This is a genomic window from Variovorax sp. GW821-FHT10C12 (genome assembly GCF_059415405.1).
The window spans coordinates 1,213,766-1,229,717 of the sequence record NZ_JBWKNE010000001.1; the positions used below are offsets into that span (position 1 = coordinate 1,213,766).

General features: G+C 71.8%; 11 protein-coding genes. 8 read left to right on the top strand and 3 right to left on the bottom strand.

The features are described 5' to 3' along the window. Position 1 precedes the first annotated feature (1 nt). Genes AC07OH_RS05845 through AC07OH_RS05855 form a run of 3 tightly spaced genes read right to left on the bottom strand, consistent with a single transcriptional unit; the run spans position 2 to position 5,664 of the window. The gene (locus AC07OH_RS05845; protein WP_495299910.1) at positions 2 to 1,900 is read right to left on the bottom strand and encodes an esterase/lipase family protein; all 1,899 of its coding nucleotides are present in this window, start codon (positions 1,898 to 1,900) and stop codon (positions 2 to 4) included. After that, on the bottom strand, positions 1,897 to 2,910 hold the full coding sequence (locus tag AC07OH_RS05850) for an Lnb N-terminal periplasmic domain-containing protein (RefSeq protein ID WP_495299911.1): 1,014 nt from the start codon (positions 2,908 to 2,910) through the stop codon (positions 1,897 to 1,899). The genes AC07OH_RS05845 and AC07OH_RS05850 overlap by 4 nt, the downstream gene beginning before the upstream one ends. A gap of 60 nt (positions 2,911 to 2,970) precedes the next feature. Next, on the bottom strand, positions 2,971 to 5,664 hold the full coding sequence (locus AC07OH_RS05855) for a bifunctional acetate--CoA ligase family protein/GNAT family N-acetyltransferase (RefSeq protein WP_495299912.1): 2,694 nt from the start codon (positions 5,662 to 5,664) through the stop codon (positions 2,971 to 2,973). Positions 5,665 to 5,983: 319 nt separating this feature from the next. Here AC07OH_RS05855 and AC07OH_RS05860 point away from each other — a divergent pair, with 319 nt between their 5' ends. The 8 genes from AC07OH_RS05860 to gspF all read left to right on the top strand — a co-directional run bounded on the left by AC07OH_RS05860 (position 5,984) and on the right by gspF (position 15,952). Beyond that, entirely contained in the window at positions 5,984 to 7,345 is a 1,362-nt protein-coding gene (locus AC07OH_RS05860; protein ID WP_495299913.1) for a homoserine dehydrogenase, read from the top strand. A gap of 115 nt (positions 7,346 to 7,460) precedes the next feature. Next, complete coding sequence (gene gspG, locus AC07OH_RS05865) at positions 7,461 to 7,892, top strand: type II secretion system major pseudopilin GspG (RefSeq protein WP_489056829.1); 432 nt, start codon at positions 7,461 to 7,463, stop codon at positions 7,890 to 7,892. A 69-nt stretch (positions 7,893 to 7,961) separates the two neighbouring features. Next, on the top strand, positions 7,962 to 8,912 hold the full coding sequence (gene gspK / locus AC07OH_RS05870) for a type II secretion system minor pseudopilin GspK (RefSeq protein WP_493192368.1): 951 nt from the start codon (positions 7,962 to 7,964) through the stop codon (positions 8,910 to 8,912). Next, positions 8,909 to 10,105 (top strand): type II secretion system protein GspL, encoded by a 1,197-nt coding sequence (gspL, locus tag AC07OH_RS05875; RefSeq protein ID WP_495299914.1) that lies wholly within the window; start codon positions 8,909 to 8,911, stop codon positions 10,103 to 10,105. The genes gspK and gspL overlap by 4 nt, the downstream gene beginning before the upstream one ends. 44 nt (positions 10,106 to 10,149) lie before the next feature. Then, complete coding sequence (locus tag AC07OH_RS05880) at positions 10,150 to 10,707, top strand: type II secretion system protein M (RefSeq protein ID WP_495299915.1); 558 nt, start codon at positions 10,150 to 10,152, stop codon at positions 10,705 to 10,707. Further along, a complete protein-coding gene (gspD, locus tag AC07OH_RS05885) occupies positions 10,704 to 13,301 on the top strand; it encodes a type II secretion system secretin GspD (protein WP_495299916.1) in 2,598 nt (865 codons plus the stop codon). Before AC07OH_RS05880 ends, gspD begins: the two co-directional genes overlap by 4 nt. Beyond that, positions 13,298 to 14,740: a type II secretion system ATPase GspE gene (gspE, locus tag AC07OH_RS05890; protein WP_495299917.1), complete on the top strand. Its 1,443-nt coding sequence runs from the start codon at positions 13,298 to 13,300 to the stop codon at positions 14,738 to 14,740. Before gspD ends, gspE begins: the two co-directional genes overlap by 4 nt. Before the next feature lie 6 nt (positions 14,741 to 14,746). Beyond that, the gene (gspF, locus tag AC07OH_RS05895) at positions 14,747 to 15,952 is read left to right on the top strand and encodes a type II secretion system inner membrane protein GspF (RefSeq protein WP_495299918.1); all 1,206 of its coding nucleotides are present in this window, start codon (positions 14,747 to 14,749) and stop codon (positions 15,950 to 15,952) included.

Genomic DNA, 15,952 nt, shown 5'->3' on the forward strand with positions numbered 1-15,952 from the left:
CTCAGGGCACGCGCTGCAGCTGCTCGCGCAGGATGCGCCGGATCTCCAGGATCGCCAGCGGGTTCTCCTGCACGCTGTGCGCCGAGGGAATCACCAGCTCCGACGCCGCGCCGTCGAGGTGCGCGCTGGTGTAGGGCACGATGCCGTCGCTCGACTCGGCCAGCGGCAGGCCCGGCGTGTCGTTGCCGATGATCGAGTGGTAGCGCACCTTCGAGCTCAGCGGCAGCCCCGACGACAGGCGCACGAACGCATCGCGGTCGCTGAGGTTGTCGATGCTGTTGGGAATGCGCAGCGGGCCCATGTCCTGCGAACTCGGCGCCACGCGCATCAGCTCGCGCGAGATGTCGTTGAGCTGGCCCAGCATGGCCACCGGCAGCGTGATGAGGTTGGCCACCCAGCGCGAGATGCGCTTGTTGGCGAACGAGGTGCCGCGGTGCGGCGACGCGATGAAGATGGCGTCGCTGACCTGGGGCAGCGGCTCGAAGCGCAGATAAGGCCCCAGCCCTTCCTCGATGCGACGGCGCTGGGCGGCCGGCATGGGGTAGCCCTCGCGCAGCGCGTCCCACAGCACGTCGCCCGACGACGACACCAGGAGGCGCGACAGCACGCCGCCCATGCTGTGGCCGATGAGCGTGAGGTTGCGCGAAGCCTCGGCCCGGCCCTGCGGATCGAAGTGCGCCAAGGTCTGCGTGATGGCTTCGCGGATGGCCAGGTTGTTCAGCGGCAGCGGCGCATTCGTGGGGTAGTACACCTGCCAGATCTGGTAGCGGCGGCGCAGCGTCTCGTCGCCGAGCACTTCGTTCGCCACGTTGATCCAGGCCTCGGGGCTGCTGGCCAGCCCGTGCAGCATGACGATGGTGCGGCGCTTCGGGTCGTAGGGCTGCATCAGGTAGATGTGCGGCCGGGTCAGGCCCTCGGCGCCGCCGAACAGGCTGCGCAGCGCCTGCAGCGCGAAGTCGGAGCGGGCCAGCCACAGGCCGTAGCCCGAGGTGAAGTTGGCGGCCAGCGGAATCTCTTCGCCGGCCAGCCGGATCGTGCTGGTGCGGTAGGGGTCGAACACGGCGATGCGCAGCGTGCGCGTGGCCAGCACGTCCTGCAGCGTGGCACCGTCGAACTGCAGCAGCGCGGTGAGGGCGGGGAAGGGCGTCTCACTGAAGGGCGGGGCGTCTTCGTCGGCCTGCGCCGCGGTCGGACGGTCGTCGCCCGCGGCCACCAGCTCGGCGCCGAAGCCGTCGCGGCGGTAGATGTTGCGCAGGCCCGAGAAGGTCAGCGAGGCGGCGGGAATCAGCTCTTTCGGCGGGGGCGCGTCGGGTGCGAGCTGCAGCGCCGACAGGTCGGCGTCGATGCGCCAGCCGCTCACCTGCGGAATGGCGGCCACCGATGTGTCACTCTTGCGGTAGCGGCTGAACAGGCCGGTGATGGCGCGTTGCACCGCGTAGTTGTAGTAGTCGCGCACCTGCGTCTGGCGGTCTTCGAAGGCGCGGTCGCGCGGCTTGCGCGCCGTGTGGAACAGGTAGGCGTAGGCATGGCGCGCGGTTTCCAGCCACGCCTCGATGGCCTCGGGCGCCATGGGCTGCGCAGCCGAGCCGCCGTCGCCGCCCGCCAGCGCGAGCTGCAGCCACACCTCGGACAGCGCCGACATGCGTTGCTCGTCGCTCAGGCCGGCGGAGGTGGCGAGGTTCTGGCGGCAGGCGCGGCCGTCCTGGCGGCACTGGTCGGCGTCGGAGCCGATGACACGCAGCACCTCTTGTGCGGAACTGCTGAGCTTGCCGGTGGTGAGCACGTCGCCGCGCCGCTGCGCCAGGTAGTCGGCCGGCGAGATGGTGCCGACGGTGACGCCCGCGCAGCCGGTGAGCAGCGACAGCGCCAGCAGCAGCGCTGGGAAGCCGATGCGCCTCATGGCGCCACGCCCGGCAGGCCCTGGCGGATCGCCTGCGAGAAGTTCACGCCGGGCTGCTGGTCGGTCGCGATGGCCCGGTCGGTGATGCGGCCGCCGGCGCGCAGCGCGTCCATGCTCAGGCCCGGCGTCAGGCCGCCCACGTCGTGCAGGTACTCGGGCAGGTAGCCCGAGGCCAGCAGGCGGTAGTCCATCGGCAGGCCGGGCACGACGTGCCGGGCGAGGCTGTAGACGATGGTCGTGCAGTTGGCGGTGAGCGTGTTGTAGAAGCTCGGCGCGCGCGCCAGCGCGTTGGCTTCGCCCACGTAGCCGAGGAACAGCGAACGCATCTCGGCCTGCGGCAGGCGCACGCGGTACATGTAGACGTCTTCGCCGCGCACGTTGGTGCGCACGCGCAGGATGTCGTGCTCGTCGGCGGCCACGAGGCTGTTCTCGAACTGCTTGAAGAAGCCGCCCACGGACGAAAAGCTTTCGCCGCGCTCCTTGCGGATCTCGATGGAGAAGGTCACGAACTGGCCGTCGTCGAAACCGAAGGACACCAGCGTGTGGGCGATGGCCGGGCCGGTCCAGTACGACAGCGACACGTCGACCGAGCGCAGGCGGTCCAGGTCGTAGCGGCGCGTGTCCCAGCGCACGGTGTAGTCGGTGTCGCTGCGCCAGTCGAAATTGCGCACGTTCTCCATCGTGACCACGCTGCCCTCGACGCGCGGCGTCAGGTAGCGCGCCACGTCGTCGGCCCATTCGCGGTTCTGCGAGGGCAGGATGGTGTTCCACCAGCCGAGCAGCATGGCGAAGCCGATGGCATACGACAGCAGCGGTCGGGTGGCCTTGCCGCGCCACACGAGCACGATCGCCGCCAGGCCGAAGAGGCCCCACAGCACCATCGCGCCGACCTTGAGCGGCGTCGCCACGGGCAGCTGGTACCAGAGGGCCGCGCAGGCCCAGGCGGCCGACAGCAGCAGGGCGAAGCTCACCAGCAGACGGCCGAGGGAGCGCAAGAGGATTCGGAGCATGAAAGAAGGCGCAGAGGGAAGGCGGCCGATTTTCGCCGAGTTGCGGCCTCCCTTTCTGGCCTACAGCGGGTAGGTCACGAGCTTGAAGTCCGGGTCCTCGGGGAAGGACTTCACCGTGAAGCCCAGCCGTCGCACCAGCTTGAGCATGTCGGGGTTGCCGGCCAGCACCAGCCCGTCCATTTCGGAAAGGCCGCGGTCGCGCGCCACGTCGATGATGCTTTCCATCAGGCGCGAGCCGATCCCCTTGCCGCTGAACTCGTCGGCCACCACGAGCGAGAACTCGCAGCTGGTCTGGTCGGGGTTGGTGATGTAGCGCGACACGCCCACGATGCGCTCGGTCTCGAGCACGCTGCCGTCGGGCGCGGTGCTGCGTTCCATGATGGTGGCGACCAGCGCCATCTCGCGGTCGTAGTCGATGAGCGTGAAGCGCGACAGCATCGACGGCGGCAGCTCATGGAAGCGGGAGACGAAGCGGAACCAGCGGCTCTCGGGCGACAGGCCCTGCACCAGCGCCTGCAGCATCTGCGCATCGTTCGGGTGCACCGGCCGCACGACGTACGCGCCGCCACCGGGCAGCGGCCATTCGCGCCGGTAGCGCGCGGGGTACGGCATGATGGCCAGGTGCTGGTAGCCGTTGCCCACCGGGCCCGCCACGGCCTGCGTGCTGCTGTCGACCACGATGCGCGCATCGACCGACACCGCGCCGTGCTCGTCCACGATGATGGGGTTGATGTCCATCTCGCGCAGCTCGGGCAGCTCGCACACCATTTCGGACACGCGCAGCAGCACGTCCTCGATGGCCTCCATGTTCACGGGGTTGGCACCGCGCCATTCGCCCAGCGTCTCGGCCACGCGCGAGCGCTCGATGAGGTGGCGCGCCAGGAACTGGTTCAGCGGCGGCAGCTCCATCGCGCGGTCGTTCATGAGCTCGATCATGGTGCCGCCCGCGCCGAAGACGATCACGGGGCCGAAGGGCTGGTCGGTGACCAGGCCCACGTAGATTTCGCGCCCGCGCCGCGCGCGCACCATCTTCTGCACGGTCACGCCGTTGATGCGGGCGTCGGGCGCCAGGCGCGCCACGCGCTCCATCATCTCCAGGTAGGTGTCGCGCGCGCTGGTGCCGTTCATCACGTTCAGCGCCACGCCCTCGACGTCGGACTTGTGCGAGATGTCGGGCGAGTCGATCTTCAGCGCCACCGGAAAGCCCAGCTGCGTGGCGATCATCATGGCCTCGTTGGCGCTGCGCGCGAGCAGGGTGCGCGTGATCGGGATGTGGAAGCACGACAGCAGCGACTTCGACTCCATCTCGGTCAGCACCTTGCGCCGCTCGGCCAGCACGCTCTCGATGAGCAGGCGCGCGCCGTCGATGTCGGGCTTGGCCAGCGCCGACAGCGGCGGCGGCGTCTGCTGCAGCAGCTGCTGATTCTGATAGAAGGCCGCGATGTTGCCGAAGGCGCCCACGGCCGCTTCGGGCGTGCGAAAGCTCGGGATGGTGGCCTCGGCCAGCACGGCCCGCGCATTGCCCACCGAGGCATCGCCCATCCAGCACGACAAGAGCGGCTTGGGCATCGGGCGCGGAATGTCGGCCAGCGCGCGCGCCGTGGCGGCCGCGTCGACGCCGGCCTTGGGCGAGAAGATGGCGAGCACGCCGTCGATCTGGCTGTCGGCCGAGGCGGTGTCGATGGCGGCGCGAAAGTGCGCGGGCGTGGCGTCTTCCGACAGGTCGATGAGGTCGGTGAGCGACGCGAGCGCCGGCAGCGAGGGCTGCAGCGAGCGCTGCGCGGGGGCCGAGAGGCGGCCCAGGTCCAGGCCGATCTCGTTGATCCAGTCGGCCGCGAGCACGCCGGGGCCGCCGCCATTGGTGACCACGGCCAGCCGCTTGCCCACCGGCCGGTAGCGCGAGGCCAGGCACTTGGCGGCCGAGAACAGCTCGACGAAGGAGCGCACCCGCACCGCGCCCGCGCGGCGCAGGGCGGCGTCGAACACGTCGTCGCTGCCCACGATGGCCGCGCTGTGCGTCTGCGCGGCCTCGTTGCCGGCCGGCTTGCGGCCCGCCTTGAGCACCACCACCGGCTTGGCGTGCGAGGCCGAGCGCAGCGCGCTCATGAAGCGGCGCGCATCGGCAATGCCCTCGAGGTACACGATGATGCTGTGCGTGCTCGAATCGTTGGCCAGGAAGTCGAGCACCTGCGGAATGTCGACCGAGGTGTGCGGCCCGAGCGACACCACGCTCGAGAAGCCCACGCCGTTCTGCCGCGCCCAGTCGAGCATCGACGCCGTGAGCGCGCCCGACTGCGACACCAGCGCCAGCGGCCCGGTGCGCGCGAGCGGGCCGGCCACGCTCGCGTTCAGGTGCAGCGGCGGGCGCTGGAAGCCCAGCGAATTCGGGCCCAGCAGGTGCACGCCTTCGCGGCGCGCGATCTTGCGCCACTGCGCGGCCTGCTCGGCGGCGATGCCCGTGGAGATGACCACCGCGGCCTTGCAGCCGATGCGGCCCGCGATCTCGAGGGCGGCCGCCACGTCGTGCGGCGCCAGCGCGATCAGCGCCAGGTCGGCATGCGTCTGCGCCAGCTCTTCGAGCGTGCCCTGGGTACGCACGTCGAGAAAGCGCAGCGTGCCGTCGAAGCGGTCGGCCCGGAAGGCTTCGCGCAGCGTGCGGCCCAGGGCGGTCTGGCCGCCCGGATCGCTGGGCTGGCCGACGAAGGCCACGATCGACGCCGGGGCGAACAGGGGGGTCAGGAAATGCTTGTCCATGCCCTAGTTTGCCCGGATCGGGGCGTGCCGCAAGCACCGCGTGTACACTCGCCGGCTCATGTCGTGCCTTTCACTTTCCCCCGTTGCAGCATCCAGCGCCGCCGTTGTCGGCCGCACGATGCCGTTCGCCGCCTGCGTGCGAACGAGCGACGCAGTGAATGCACGAATGATTACCACCATGACCGCCGCGGCCCCCTGAGCACGCGCAGGGTGGCCGCTCCGGCAGCCACCTGGTGTCTCTTCTCCCGAATGAACGAAACCCAGCTGGCAGCTGGGTTTTTTTGTTTTTGTCCTGTTCGTTCGTTGTTTGGAGAAGCCCATGTACCGCGATCCCGTCTCGTCCTTCCTGCCCCAGCCCAGCCATCCTGCGGCCATTCGCCCCCTGCGCGTCGGCATGATCGGCATCGGCACCGTGGGCGCGGGCACCTTCCGCGTGCTGGCCCGCAACCAGGACCTCATCGCCGCGCGCGCCGGGCGCGGCATCGAGGTGACGATGGTGGCGGCGCGCAACCTCGCGCGGGCCCAGGGCATCGTGGGCGAGGGCGTCGCGCTCACGGCCGATCCGATGCAGGTGGCCACCGACCCCGATGTCGACGTGGTGGTCGAGGTGGCCGGCGGCACCGGCCCGGCGCGCGACTGGGTACTGGCCGCCATTGCCCACGGCAAGCACGTGGTCACGGCCAACAAGGCACTGCTGGCCGTGCACGGCCCCGAAATCTTCGCCGCCGCCAGCGCGCATGGCGTGGCCGTGATGTACGAAGGCGCGGTGGCGGTGAGCATCCCCATCGTGAAAGCGCTGCGCGAGGGCCTCACGGCCAACCGCATCGAATGGGTGGCGGGCATCGTCAACGGCACCACCAACTTCATCCTGAGCAAGATGCGCGACGAGGGCCTGGACTTCGGCGACGCGCTCGCGCAGGCCCAGGCGCTGGGCTATGCCGAGGCCGATCCGGCCTTCGACATCGAGGGCGTCGACGCCGCCCACAAGACCGCGCTGCTGGCCGCCAACGCCTTCGGCATGCCGGTGCGCTTTGCCGATGCGCAGGTCGAGGGCATCACCGCGCTGCAACGTGTGGACGTGGCCTGCGCCGAGCAGCTGGGCTTTCGCGTCAAGCTGCTGGGCGTGGCGCGCCGACGCGAAGAAGGCGTGGAACTGCGCGTGCAGCCCGCGTTGGTGCCGGCGACGCACCTGCTCGCGCAGGTGAACGGCTCGATGAACGGCATCATGGTCAAGGGCGACGCGGCGGGCGTCACGATGTACTACGGCGCGGGCGCCGGCTCGGAGCAGACCGCCTCGGCCGTGATCGCCGACCTGGTCGACGTGGCGCGCCTGGACGGCACCCACGCCGGCCAGCGCGTGCCGCACACGGGCTTTCGTGCGCATGCGGTGCGCGAACTGCCGGTGCTGCCGCGCGCGGCCGTGCGCAGCGCGCACTACCTGCGCGTGCCGGTGCAGGCGGCGGCCGACATCGCGGCCGTGGCCGAGCTGCTGGGCGCGCAGCGGTTGCCGGTGCGGCAACTGGTGCTGGCGAACGGGCCGGCGGATGCGGCGCCGCAGGTGCTGGTGATCACGGAATCGGCGTTGCAAAGCGCTGTCGATCTCGCCTTGCACGCGTTGCAGACGAGCCCGGTCGTGGCCGGGCCGGTGATCGCACTGCGCGTCGAAACCCTCGACGACTGAGGGCCTGTCACCGAACTCCCGAGGATTTTCAATCGGACTGACATGCGCCGCTGCGAGGATGGCCCGCAGTGCTCGTCGTTGTCCTTGTGAAGTCTTTTCCCGGGAGTTGTGGAACATGGCCGCCCGTTCAATCCGTCGCCGTGCCGAGCGGGCCTTCACCCTCATCGAACTGATGGTGGTGCTGGTCATCATCGGCGTGCTCGCCGCGCTCATCGTGCCGAGCCTGATGGACCGCCCCGACCAGGCCCGCGCCACCGCGGCCCGGCAGGACGTGGCCGCGATCATGCAGGGGCTGAAGCTCTACCGCCTGGACAACGGCGCCTACCCCAGCGCCACGCAGGGCCTGCGCGCGCTCGTCGAGAAGCCGGCCACGGGCAAGGTGCCGACGAACTGGCGCACGTACCTCGAACGCCTGCCCCAGGACCCGTGGGGCAACGCCTACCAGTACCTGAACCCCGGCACGCACGGCGAGGTCGACGTGTTCTCGCTGGGCGCCGACGGCGAGCCCGACGGAGAAAAAGCCAACGCGGACATCGGCTCCTGGTAGCGCGGGAACGGCACCGTGGGCGCGATGGCAGGGATCGGAACAGGCCGCCGGCAACGGCGCATGCGCGGCATGGCGGTGATCAGCGCCTTGCTGATCGTCGCGGTGATCGCCGCGCTGGCTGCGGCGCTGCTCGGGCGGCAGTCGGCCTTCATCCGCACCACGCAGGGCGAACAGTCGCGGGTGCAGGCGCGCTGGCTGCTGCGCGGGGAACTGGGCGCGGCGCAGCGGCTGCTGCGCGCCGAGGCCGTGCGCGAGCCGACCACGCGCCTGGACGGCCTGTGGACCCGGCCGTTCGCCGGGCCCGTGGCAGGGCAGGTGGCCGCCGAGGGCGCGCGGTTGCTCAGCGAGATCAGCGACGAGCAAAGCAAGTTCAACCTGCGCAACCTCGTGGACCGGGGCCGCATCGATCCGGCCGAAGCGGCCGTGTTCCAACGGCTCTGCACCATGACGGGCGTCTCGCAGGCCCAGGCGCAGGCGCTCATGCGGCGCGTGGTCGGCAGCATCGCCGACCCCGAAGGCGAAGCCGCGCAGACGATGCCCGATGCGGCGGCCGACACCATGGCCGCGACGCTGGGCCTGCCGCCCGAACTGCCGCGCGCCCCGCAGGCTCCGCGCCCGCGCGTGCTCGAAGACCTGCTGGCCGTGCCCGGCGTCGACGCCGGCGTGATCGCGCGACTCGCGCCTTTCGTCACGCTGCTGCCGGCGCGCACCTGGATCAACGCGAACACGGCCAGCGCCGAACTGCTCGCGGCGGGCGTGCCCGGGCTGGCGCTGGACAAGGCGCGCGCGCTGCTCGCCGCGCGCGACCGCGGCCAGTGGTTCATCAACCGCGGCGACTTTGCGAACCGGCTCCAGATGCCCGCGCTCGACGAGCGGGACGTGCGCATCGGCATCGACAGCAACTGGTTCCGCGTGGCCAGCGTGCTCGACACGCCGCGCACGAAGTTCGTGCAGGTCGCGCTGCTGCAGGACGACAAGACCAGCGTGCCGCGCGTGGTCTGGCTGCGGGAGGGCGTGTGAGCGCGCTGAAGGTCGATCGCCTGCGCCTGCAATTGCCGCCCTGGCCGGGCGAGGGCGAAGCCGATCCCGTGGACGTCGAGGTGCACTGCGGCTGGCGCACCGCCGATGGCCGCTGGCACGACGGCGGCGCGCTCGCGCTGGCGGCCGTGGTCGGGCGCTTCGAGGCGCGCCATCTCGAGGTCGCGCTGGCGCCGGGCGAGGTGGCGCTGGCGAGCTTCGCGCTGCCGCCGTTGACGGGGCGGCACCTGCATGCGGCGGTGCTCGGGGCCATCGAGCCCTGTGCGCTGCAACCGATCGACGCGTTGGCGGTCGGCATCGGCCCGCGCGGGGGCGATGGCACGGTGCCGGCCGCCTGGATCGCGCGCGACGCGATGGCGCGCTGGCTGGTGCTGCTGCGGCGGCACGGCATGGCGCCGCGTGCGCTGTGCCTGCCGACCGCCTTCCTGCCGATGCCCACCGAGGGCTGGACAGGCCTGCAACTGGACCGCTGGCTCGTGGTGCGCACCGGCGCCGGCGCGGGCTTCATGCAGGCGCTGCCGCACGGCGCGGACCGCGACGCCGCGCTCGCGGCGCACGTGGCGAGCGGCGAGGCGACGTCGCCCGCCGTGCACTGGACGGCGCAGGAAGAGGGCGACCCGGCGCGCTGGTCGGGCGAGGGCTGGCGCTGGGCGCTGTCCGCGAGCGACCCCGCGCAGGCGCACGCGGGCGTGGCGGCGCTGCTGCGGCCGGCGGCCTTGTGGGGCTGCATGGCCGCGCTGGTGTGGACGGCCGGCCTCCAGGTGCATGCCCACCGGCTGGCGACGCAGGGCCAGGCCCTGAAGCGGGAGATGGCCGCACGCGTCAAGGCCGCGTTTCCCGAGCTGCCCGTGGTCGTCAACCCGGTGCAGCAGGCGCGCCAGCAGAAGGAGGCGCGGGCGGGCCAGGCACCGCAGGCCGCGGTCGGCGGCGACTACGCGGCGCTGTCGCGCGCGGCGGTGGGCTTGCTCGCGCAGCTGCCGGCCGGGCAGGTCCAGGCGCTGCACTACACGGCGGGCGAGCTGCGCATCCGCTGGCGCGAGGGCGCAGCGCCGAACACCGAGGCGCTGCGCGGGCTGCAGGCGCAGGCGCGCGAGCGAAGCCTGTCCGTCGACCCGGAGGCCGGCGCGCTGCGCATCACGCCGGCCACGGCCCGCGCAGAGAAGGACACCCCGTGAACCTGTCCCGAAGGGGCGCTGTCTTCCTCGACCCCGCGCGGCGAATGGCACGCGAAGCGGTCGGGCGCTGGCGCGGGCTTCCCGCACGCGACCGCCTCGGCGCGGGCGTTGCACTGTTGATCGTGGTGCTGGCGATCCTGTGGCTGGGCCTGGCCCGCCCCGCGCTCGACACCGCCGCCCGCTGGCAGCGCGACCTGCCGAAGCTGCGCGCCCAGTCCGCCGAACTCGACACGCTGCTGGCCGACGTGCCCGGCGCACCCACCACGCCCGATGCGGCACAGGGCGGCATCGACGCCGCCCTCGACCGCGCAGGCCTGCGCGGCCGCTACCGCCTGCACGGCGCCGTGGCCGACGGGCCGCCGGCGGCCGGGAGCCCGGCGCAGCCCACCCGCGCATGGCGCGTCGAATTCCCGGAGCCCGTACCGGCCGCGCAGGTGTTCGCCTGGCTCGTGGCGGTCTCGGCGCGCCGTGAGCTCGAGATCACAAGGGCGCAGCTGGCGCGCATCGACAGTTCCGACGACGACAGCGAGGGCACGCCGCAGGGCCGCGTGCGCGGCGCGGTGGCGCTGCAGTCCACACAACTCACCAAGGATGGCCAGTGACACGAGATCGAAACGGCGCGGCCCTGCGCCGATGGACGGCGGCATGCTGCCTGGGTGTGTTCGCGATCGCCGCCAGCGCCGCGACCCCATCGCCGCCCGCCAAAACCGTGCCGCGTGCCGGTGCCGAAGAACGCGTGGTGCTGAACTTCGTCGATGCCGACATCACCTCGGTGGTCTCGGCGCTCGCGCGATTCCTGGGGCGCAACTTCCTGTTCGATCCGCGCGTGAAGGGGCAGATCACGCTGGTCTCCGAAGGCGAGGTGCCGGCCGCCACCGCCTACGGCATGCTGGCCTCGGCGCTGCGCATGCGCGGCTTCGCGATCGTCGACGTGGGCGAGGTGAGCCGCGTCGTGCCCGTGGCCGACGCCAAGCAGCAGGGCGGCGCGGTCAACGCGCGCAGCCCCGGCGGCGGGCTCGCGACGCGCACCTTCCGGCTCAACTACGAGAACGCCGAGGCGATGGTGCCAGTGCTCAAGCCGTTGGTCGCGGCCGAGAACAGCATCGCGGCCTACGCCGCCAACAACACGCTGGTCGTCACCGACTACATCGACAACCTCGAGCGGCTGGCACGCATCATCGAGAGCATCGACACGCCGACCGCACTCGACGCCCAGCTGGTCAAGCTGCGCCACGGCATCGCGACCGACATCGCCGCGCTGGCCACCGAGCTGCTCGAAGGCAGCGGTGAGAAAGGCCGGCGCGACATCGTGGTGCTGGCCGACCCGCGCTCCAACAGCATCGTGATCCGCTCCAGCAGCCCGGGCCGCACGGCGCTGGCGCGCGAACTCATCGGCAAGCTCGAGAGCGCGCAGGGCGACCCGGGCAACCTGCACGTGGTCTACCTGCGCAACGCGCAGGCGGTGCACCTGGCGAACGTGTTGCGCGGGCTGCTCACCGGCGAATCGGGCGACCAGAGCGCCACGGGCGGCGGCGGCAGCTCGGTGCGCGCCGCGCTGGGCGCGGGCGGCATGCTCGGCGGGGCGGGGGCGGCGAATGGCGGCGCGGCGAACGGCACGTCGGCCACTGGCACTCAGCCCACGTCCGGCGGCGCCACGGGAAGCACCGCGGGAAAATTCGGCGGCCTGCGCGGCACGGCCGGCGGTGCCAACGGCCAGGCGCAGGGTGCGGCAGGCGGCACCGGCAGTGCGTCCACCGCGTTCTCCAGCGGCGGCGTCACGGTGCAGGCCGACGCCACCACCAACACGCTCATCATCGCGGCGCCTGACCCGATGTACCGCAGCCTGCGCAGCGTGATCGACCTGCTCGACCAGCGGCGCGCGCAGGTGCTGGTCGAAAGCCTGATCGTCGAGGTCACCGAGCGCGACGCGGCCGAGCTGGGCATCCAGTGGATGGCCGGCGGCAACAACGGCCGCGTGCGCGGCGGCACCAACTTCGGCGGCGCGGGCCTCAACGCCAATGCGCGCACCACCATCGACGCCATGCCGCGCGGCCTGAACATCGGCGTGGTCGACGGCACCATCAACCTGCCCGGCGTGGGCGAGGTGCTCAACCTGAAGGTGCTGGCGCGCGCGCTGCAGGTCAAGGACGGCGCCAACATCCTCTCGACGCCGAACATCCTCACGCTGGACAACGAGCCGGCCTCGATCATGGTCGGCAAGACCGTGCCCTTCGTGAGCGGCCAGTACATCACCAACGGCAACAGCAGCACCAACCCGTTCCAGACCATCCAGCGCGAGGACATCGGCCTGAAGCTCAACATCCGGCCGCAGATTTCCGAGGGCGGCACGGTCAAGCTCGACATCTACCAGGAGGTGTCCAGCATCGACGAGCAGACCTCGGGCGCGGCCGGCATCGTCACCAACAAGCGCGCGCTGGACACGAGCATCCTCGTGGACGACGGCCAGATCATGGTGCTGGGCGGGCTGATGGAAGACAGCGTCGCCAACGGCACCGAGGCCGTGCCGGGGCTGGGCTCGCTGCCGGTGCTGGGCAACCTGTTTCGCTACGACAAGCGCCAACGCGTCAAGACCAACCTCATGGTGTTCCTGCGGCCCTACGTGATCCGCGACGCCAACGCCAGCCGCGGCCTCACGCTCGACCGCTACAACTTCATGCGCCTGCAGCAGGGCCGCGCGCGCCCGATGGCGCATGGCTTGCTGCCCGACAGCGGCGCGCCCGTGCTGCCGCCGGCCGACCTGCCCAGCTTGCGTCAGGCGCCCGAGGTCGACCTGCGCCCCCAGAGCTGGGAGCACACGCGCGACCAGCCACCGCCGGCCACCGCCATGGCCAGCGCGGTGCGCCAGGCACCGGCCGCTGCACCGCCGCCACCACCGACGCAGCGCTCGCGGCTGCCGACAGGCGTGACGGTCGAGTCCGACCCCGCCGCGCTGTACGGCGGCGCCAACGACAAGGTCACCGTGGTGCAGTTCGCCGACACCAAGACTGAGCAGGAGGCGCTGCGCATCGTGCAGCGCGTGCGCGTGAGCGGCATCGGCGCCTACATCGTGGGCGGCCCGGGCGGGGAGGGCGCGATGGTGCGCGTGGACGTGCCGCGCGAGCCGCAGGCCGTGGACAACGCGGTCGCCGTACTGCGCGAGCTGGGCTACCGGCCCGAACGGGTGGTGACGCCATGAACACGGCCCGCGCCGACACCGCCTTGCCCCAGGCCTGGGCTCGCAGCCAGCGCGTCGCGGTGCAGCGCGACGGCGAGGCGGCCTTCCTGGCGGTCAGCCCGCGCACGCCCGGCTGGGCCGTGGTCGAGGCGCGCCGCCTGCTGGGCGCGCTGCCGCTGCGGCAGGTGGGCGACGACGACATGGAGCGCCTGCTCGCCGAGCGCCAGGCCGAATCCGGCGACGCCGCCTCGGTGGTGGGCGCGGTGGAGCAGCAGGTCGACCTGGCGCGGCTGATGCAGGACATCCCGGCCGTCACCGATCTGCTCGACGCGCAGGACGACGCGCCCGTCATCCGCATGATCAACGCGCTGCTCACGCAGGCCGCGCGCGACGGCGCGAGCGACGTGCACCTCGAATCCTTCGAGACCCATTCGGTGGTGCGCTTCCGTGTCGACGGCACGCTGCGCGACGTGGTGACGCCGCGCCGGGCGCTGCATGCGGCGCTGATCTCGCGCATCAAGATCATGTCGCAGCTCGACATCGCCGAAAAACGCCTGCCGCAGGACGGGCGCATCACGCTGCGCGTGGGCGGGCGACCGATCGACGTGCGTGTGTCGACCGTGCCCACGGCGCACGGCGAGCGCGCCGTGCTGCGGCTGCTCGAGAAAGACGCCGGCCGGCTGCGGCTCGAACGGCTGGGCATGGCGCCCGACACGCTGGCCGAGCTCACGCGGCTGGTGCGCCAGCCGCACGGCATCGTGCTGGTCACCGGCCCCACGGGCAGTGGCAAGACCACCACGCTGTACGCCGCGCTGGGCCAGCTCGACCTGGGCACCAGCAACATCCTCACCGTGGAAGATCCGGTGGAGTACGACCTGCCCGGCATCGGCCAGATTCCGGTGCACGCCAAGATCGGAATGACCTTCGGCGCGGCCCTGCGCGCCGCGCTGCGGCAGGACCCCGACAACCTCATGATCGGCGAGATCCGCGACCTGGAAACCGCGCAGATCGCCGTGCAGTCCTCGCTCACGGGCCACGGCGTGCTGGCCTCGCTGCATACCAACGACGCGGTGTCGGCCGTCACGCGCATGGCCGACATGGGCATCGAGCCGTTCCTGCTCTCGTCTTCGCTGCTGGGCGTGCTGGCGCAACGGCTGGTGCGCTGCCTGTGCCCGGCCTGCAAGGCGCCGCGCGTGCAGGACGACGGCCGCACAGTCTACGTGCCCGTGGGCTGCGCGGCCTGCGGCCACTCGGGCTTCAAGGGGCGTACCGGCATCCATGAACTCTTCGTGGTGCACGACGACATCCGGCGCCTGATCCACGAAGGCGGCGACGAACAGGCCATGCGCGCCGCCGCCGTGCGCCACGGCATGCGCTCGATGCGCGAGGACGGCCAGCGCTGGGTGCGCGAGGGCGTGACCACCGCCGAGGAAATCCTGCGCGTCACGCGCGACAGCTGATCTGCCATGGCACGGTTCCAGTACGAAGCGGCGAACGCGGCCGGCGAGGTGCAGCGCGGCGGCGCCGAAGGCGAATCCGCGCGCGCCGTGCGCGCCCAGCTGCGCGAACGCGGCCTGACGCCGCTCGGCATCCGCGAGCAGGCGGCCAGTGGCGGTGCGCTGGCCTGGCTGCAGTCGAGGCTCGGCGCGGCCGACCTGTGCTGGGCCACGCGCGAGCTCGCGAGTTTGCTGGGCGCGCGCCTCACGCTCGAAGCCGCGCTGGTCGCCACCATCGAACAGGCCGAGCGCCGCCACGTCGCCGAAGCATTGGGCGCGGTCTGCGACGGCGTGCGCGCCGGCCTGCGGCTGGCCGACGCGCTGGGGGAACGGCCGCGCGACTTTCCGCCGATCTACCGCGCGCTCGTCAGCGCGGGCGAAGACTCGGGCGACCTCGCGCGCGTGATGGAGCGGCTGGCCGACTACCTCGAGAACCGCGACACCCTGCGCGGCAAGGTGCTCACCGCCTTCATCTATCCGGCCATCGTCGGTTTCGTGTCGCTGTGCATCGTGGTCTTCCTGCTGGGCTACGTCGTGCCGCAGGTCATCGGCGCGTTCGCGCAGGCGCGCCAGGAGCTGCCGGCCATCACCCGCGTCATGCTGGCCGCGAGCGCCTTCGTACGCGAATGGGGCTGGCTCACAGCGGGCGTGTGCGCGGGCGCCGGGTTGCTCGCCCGCGCCGCGCTGCGCGATGCGGGACGGCGCCTGCGCTGGCATGCGCTCGTGCTGCGCCTGCCGCTGGTGGGGCGCTATGCGCTCGGTGTGGACACGGCGCGCTTCGCGTCGACGCTGGCGATCCTCATGGACGCGGGCGTGCCGCTGCTGCGCGGGCTCGAGGCCGCGCGCCAGACCCTGGGCAACGACTGGCTGCGCCGCTGCGTGCTCGAGGCCACGGGCCGCGTGAAGGAGGGCGCACCGCTCGCGGCGGCGCTGAAGGCACAGAAGATTTTTCCGTCGAACCTCGTGCACCTGGTGGCCAGCGGCGAGAAGACGGGAGCGTTGGCGGCCATGTTCGAGCGCGCGGCGCAGAACCTCTCCCGAGATCTGGAGCGCCGCGCGATACGCCTGACCACGCTGCTGGAGCCGCTGATGATCCTGGCCATGGGGGGCGTGGTCATGGCCATCGTGCTCGCGGTGCTCATGCCGATCATGGAAATCAACCAGATGGTGCGCTGA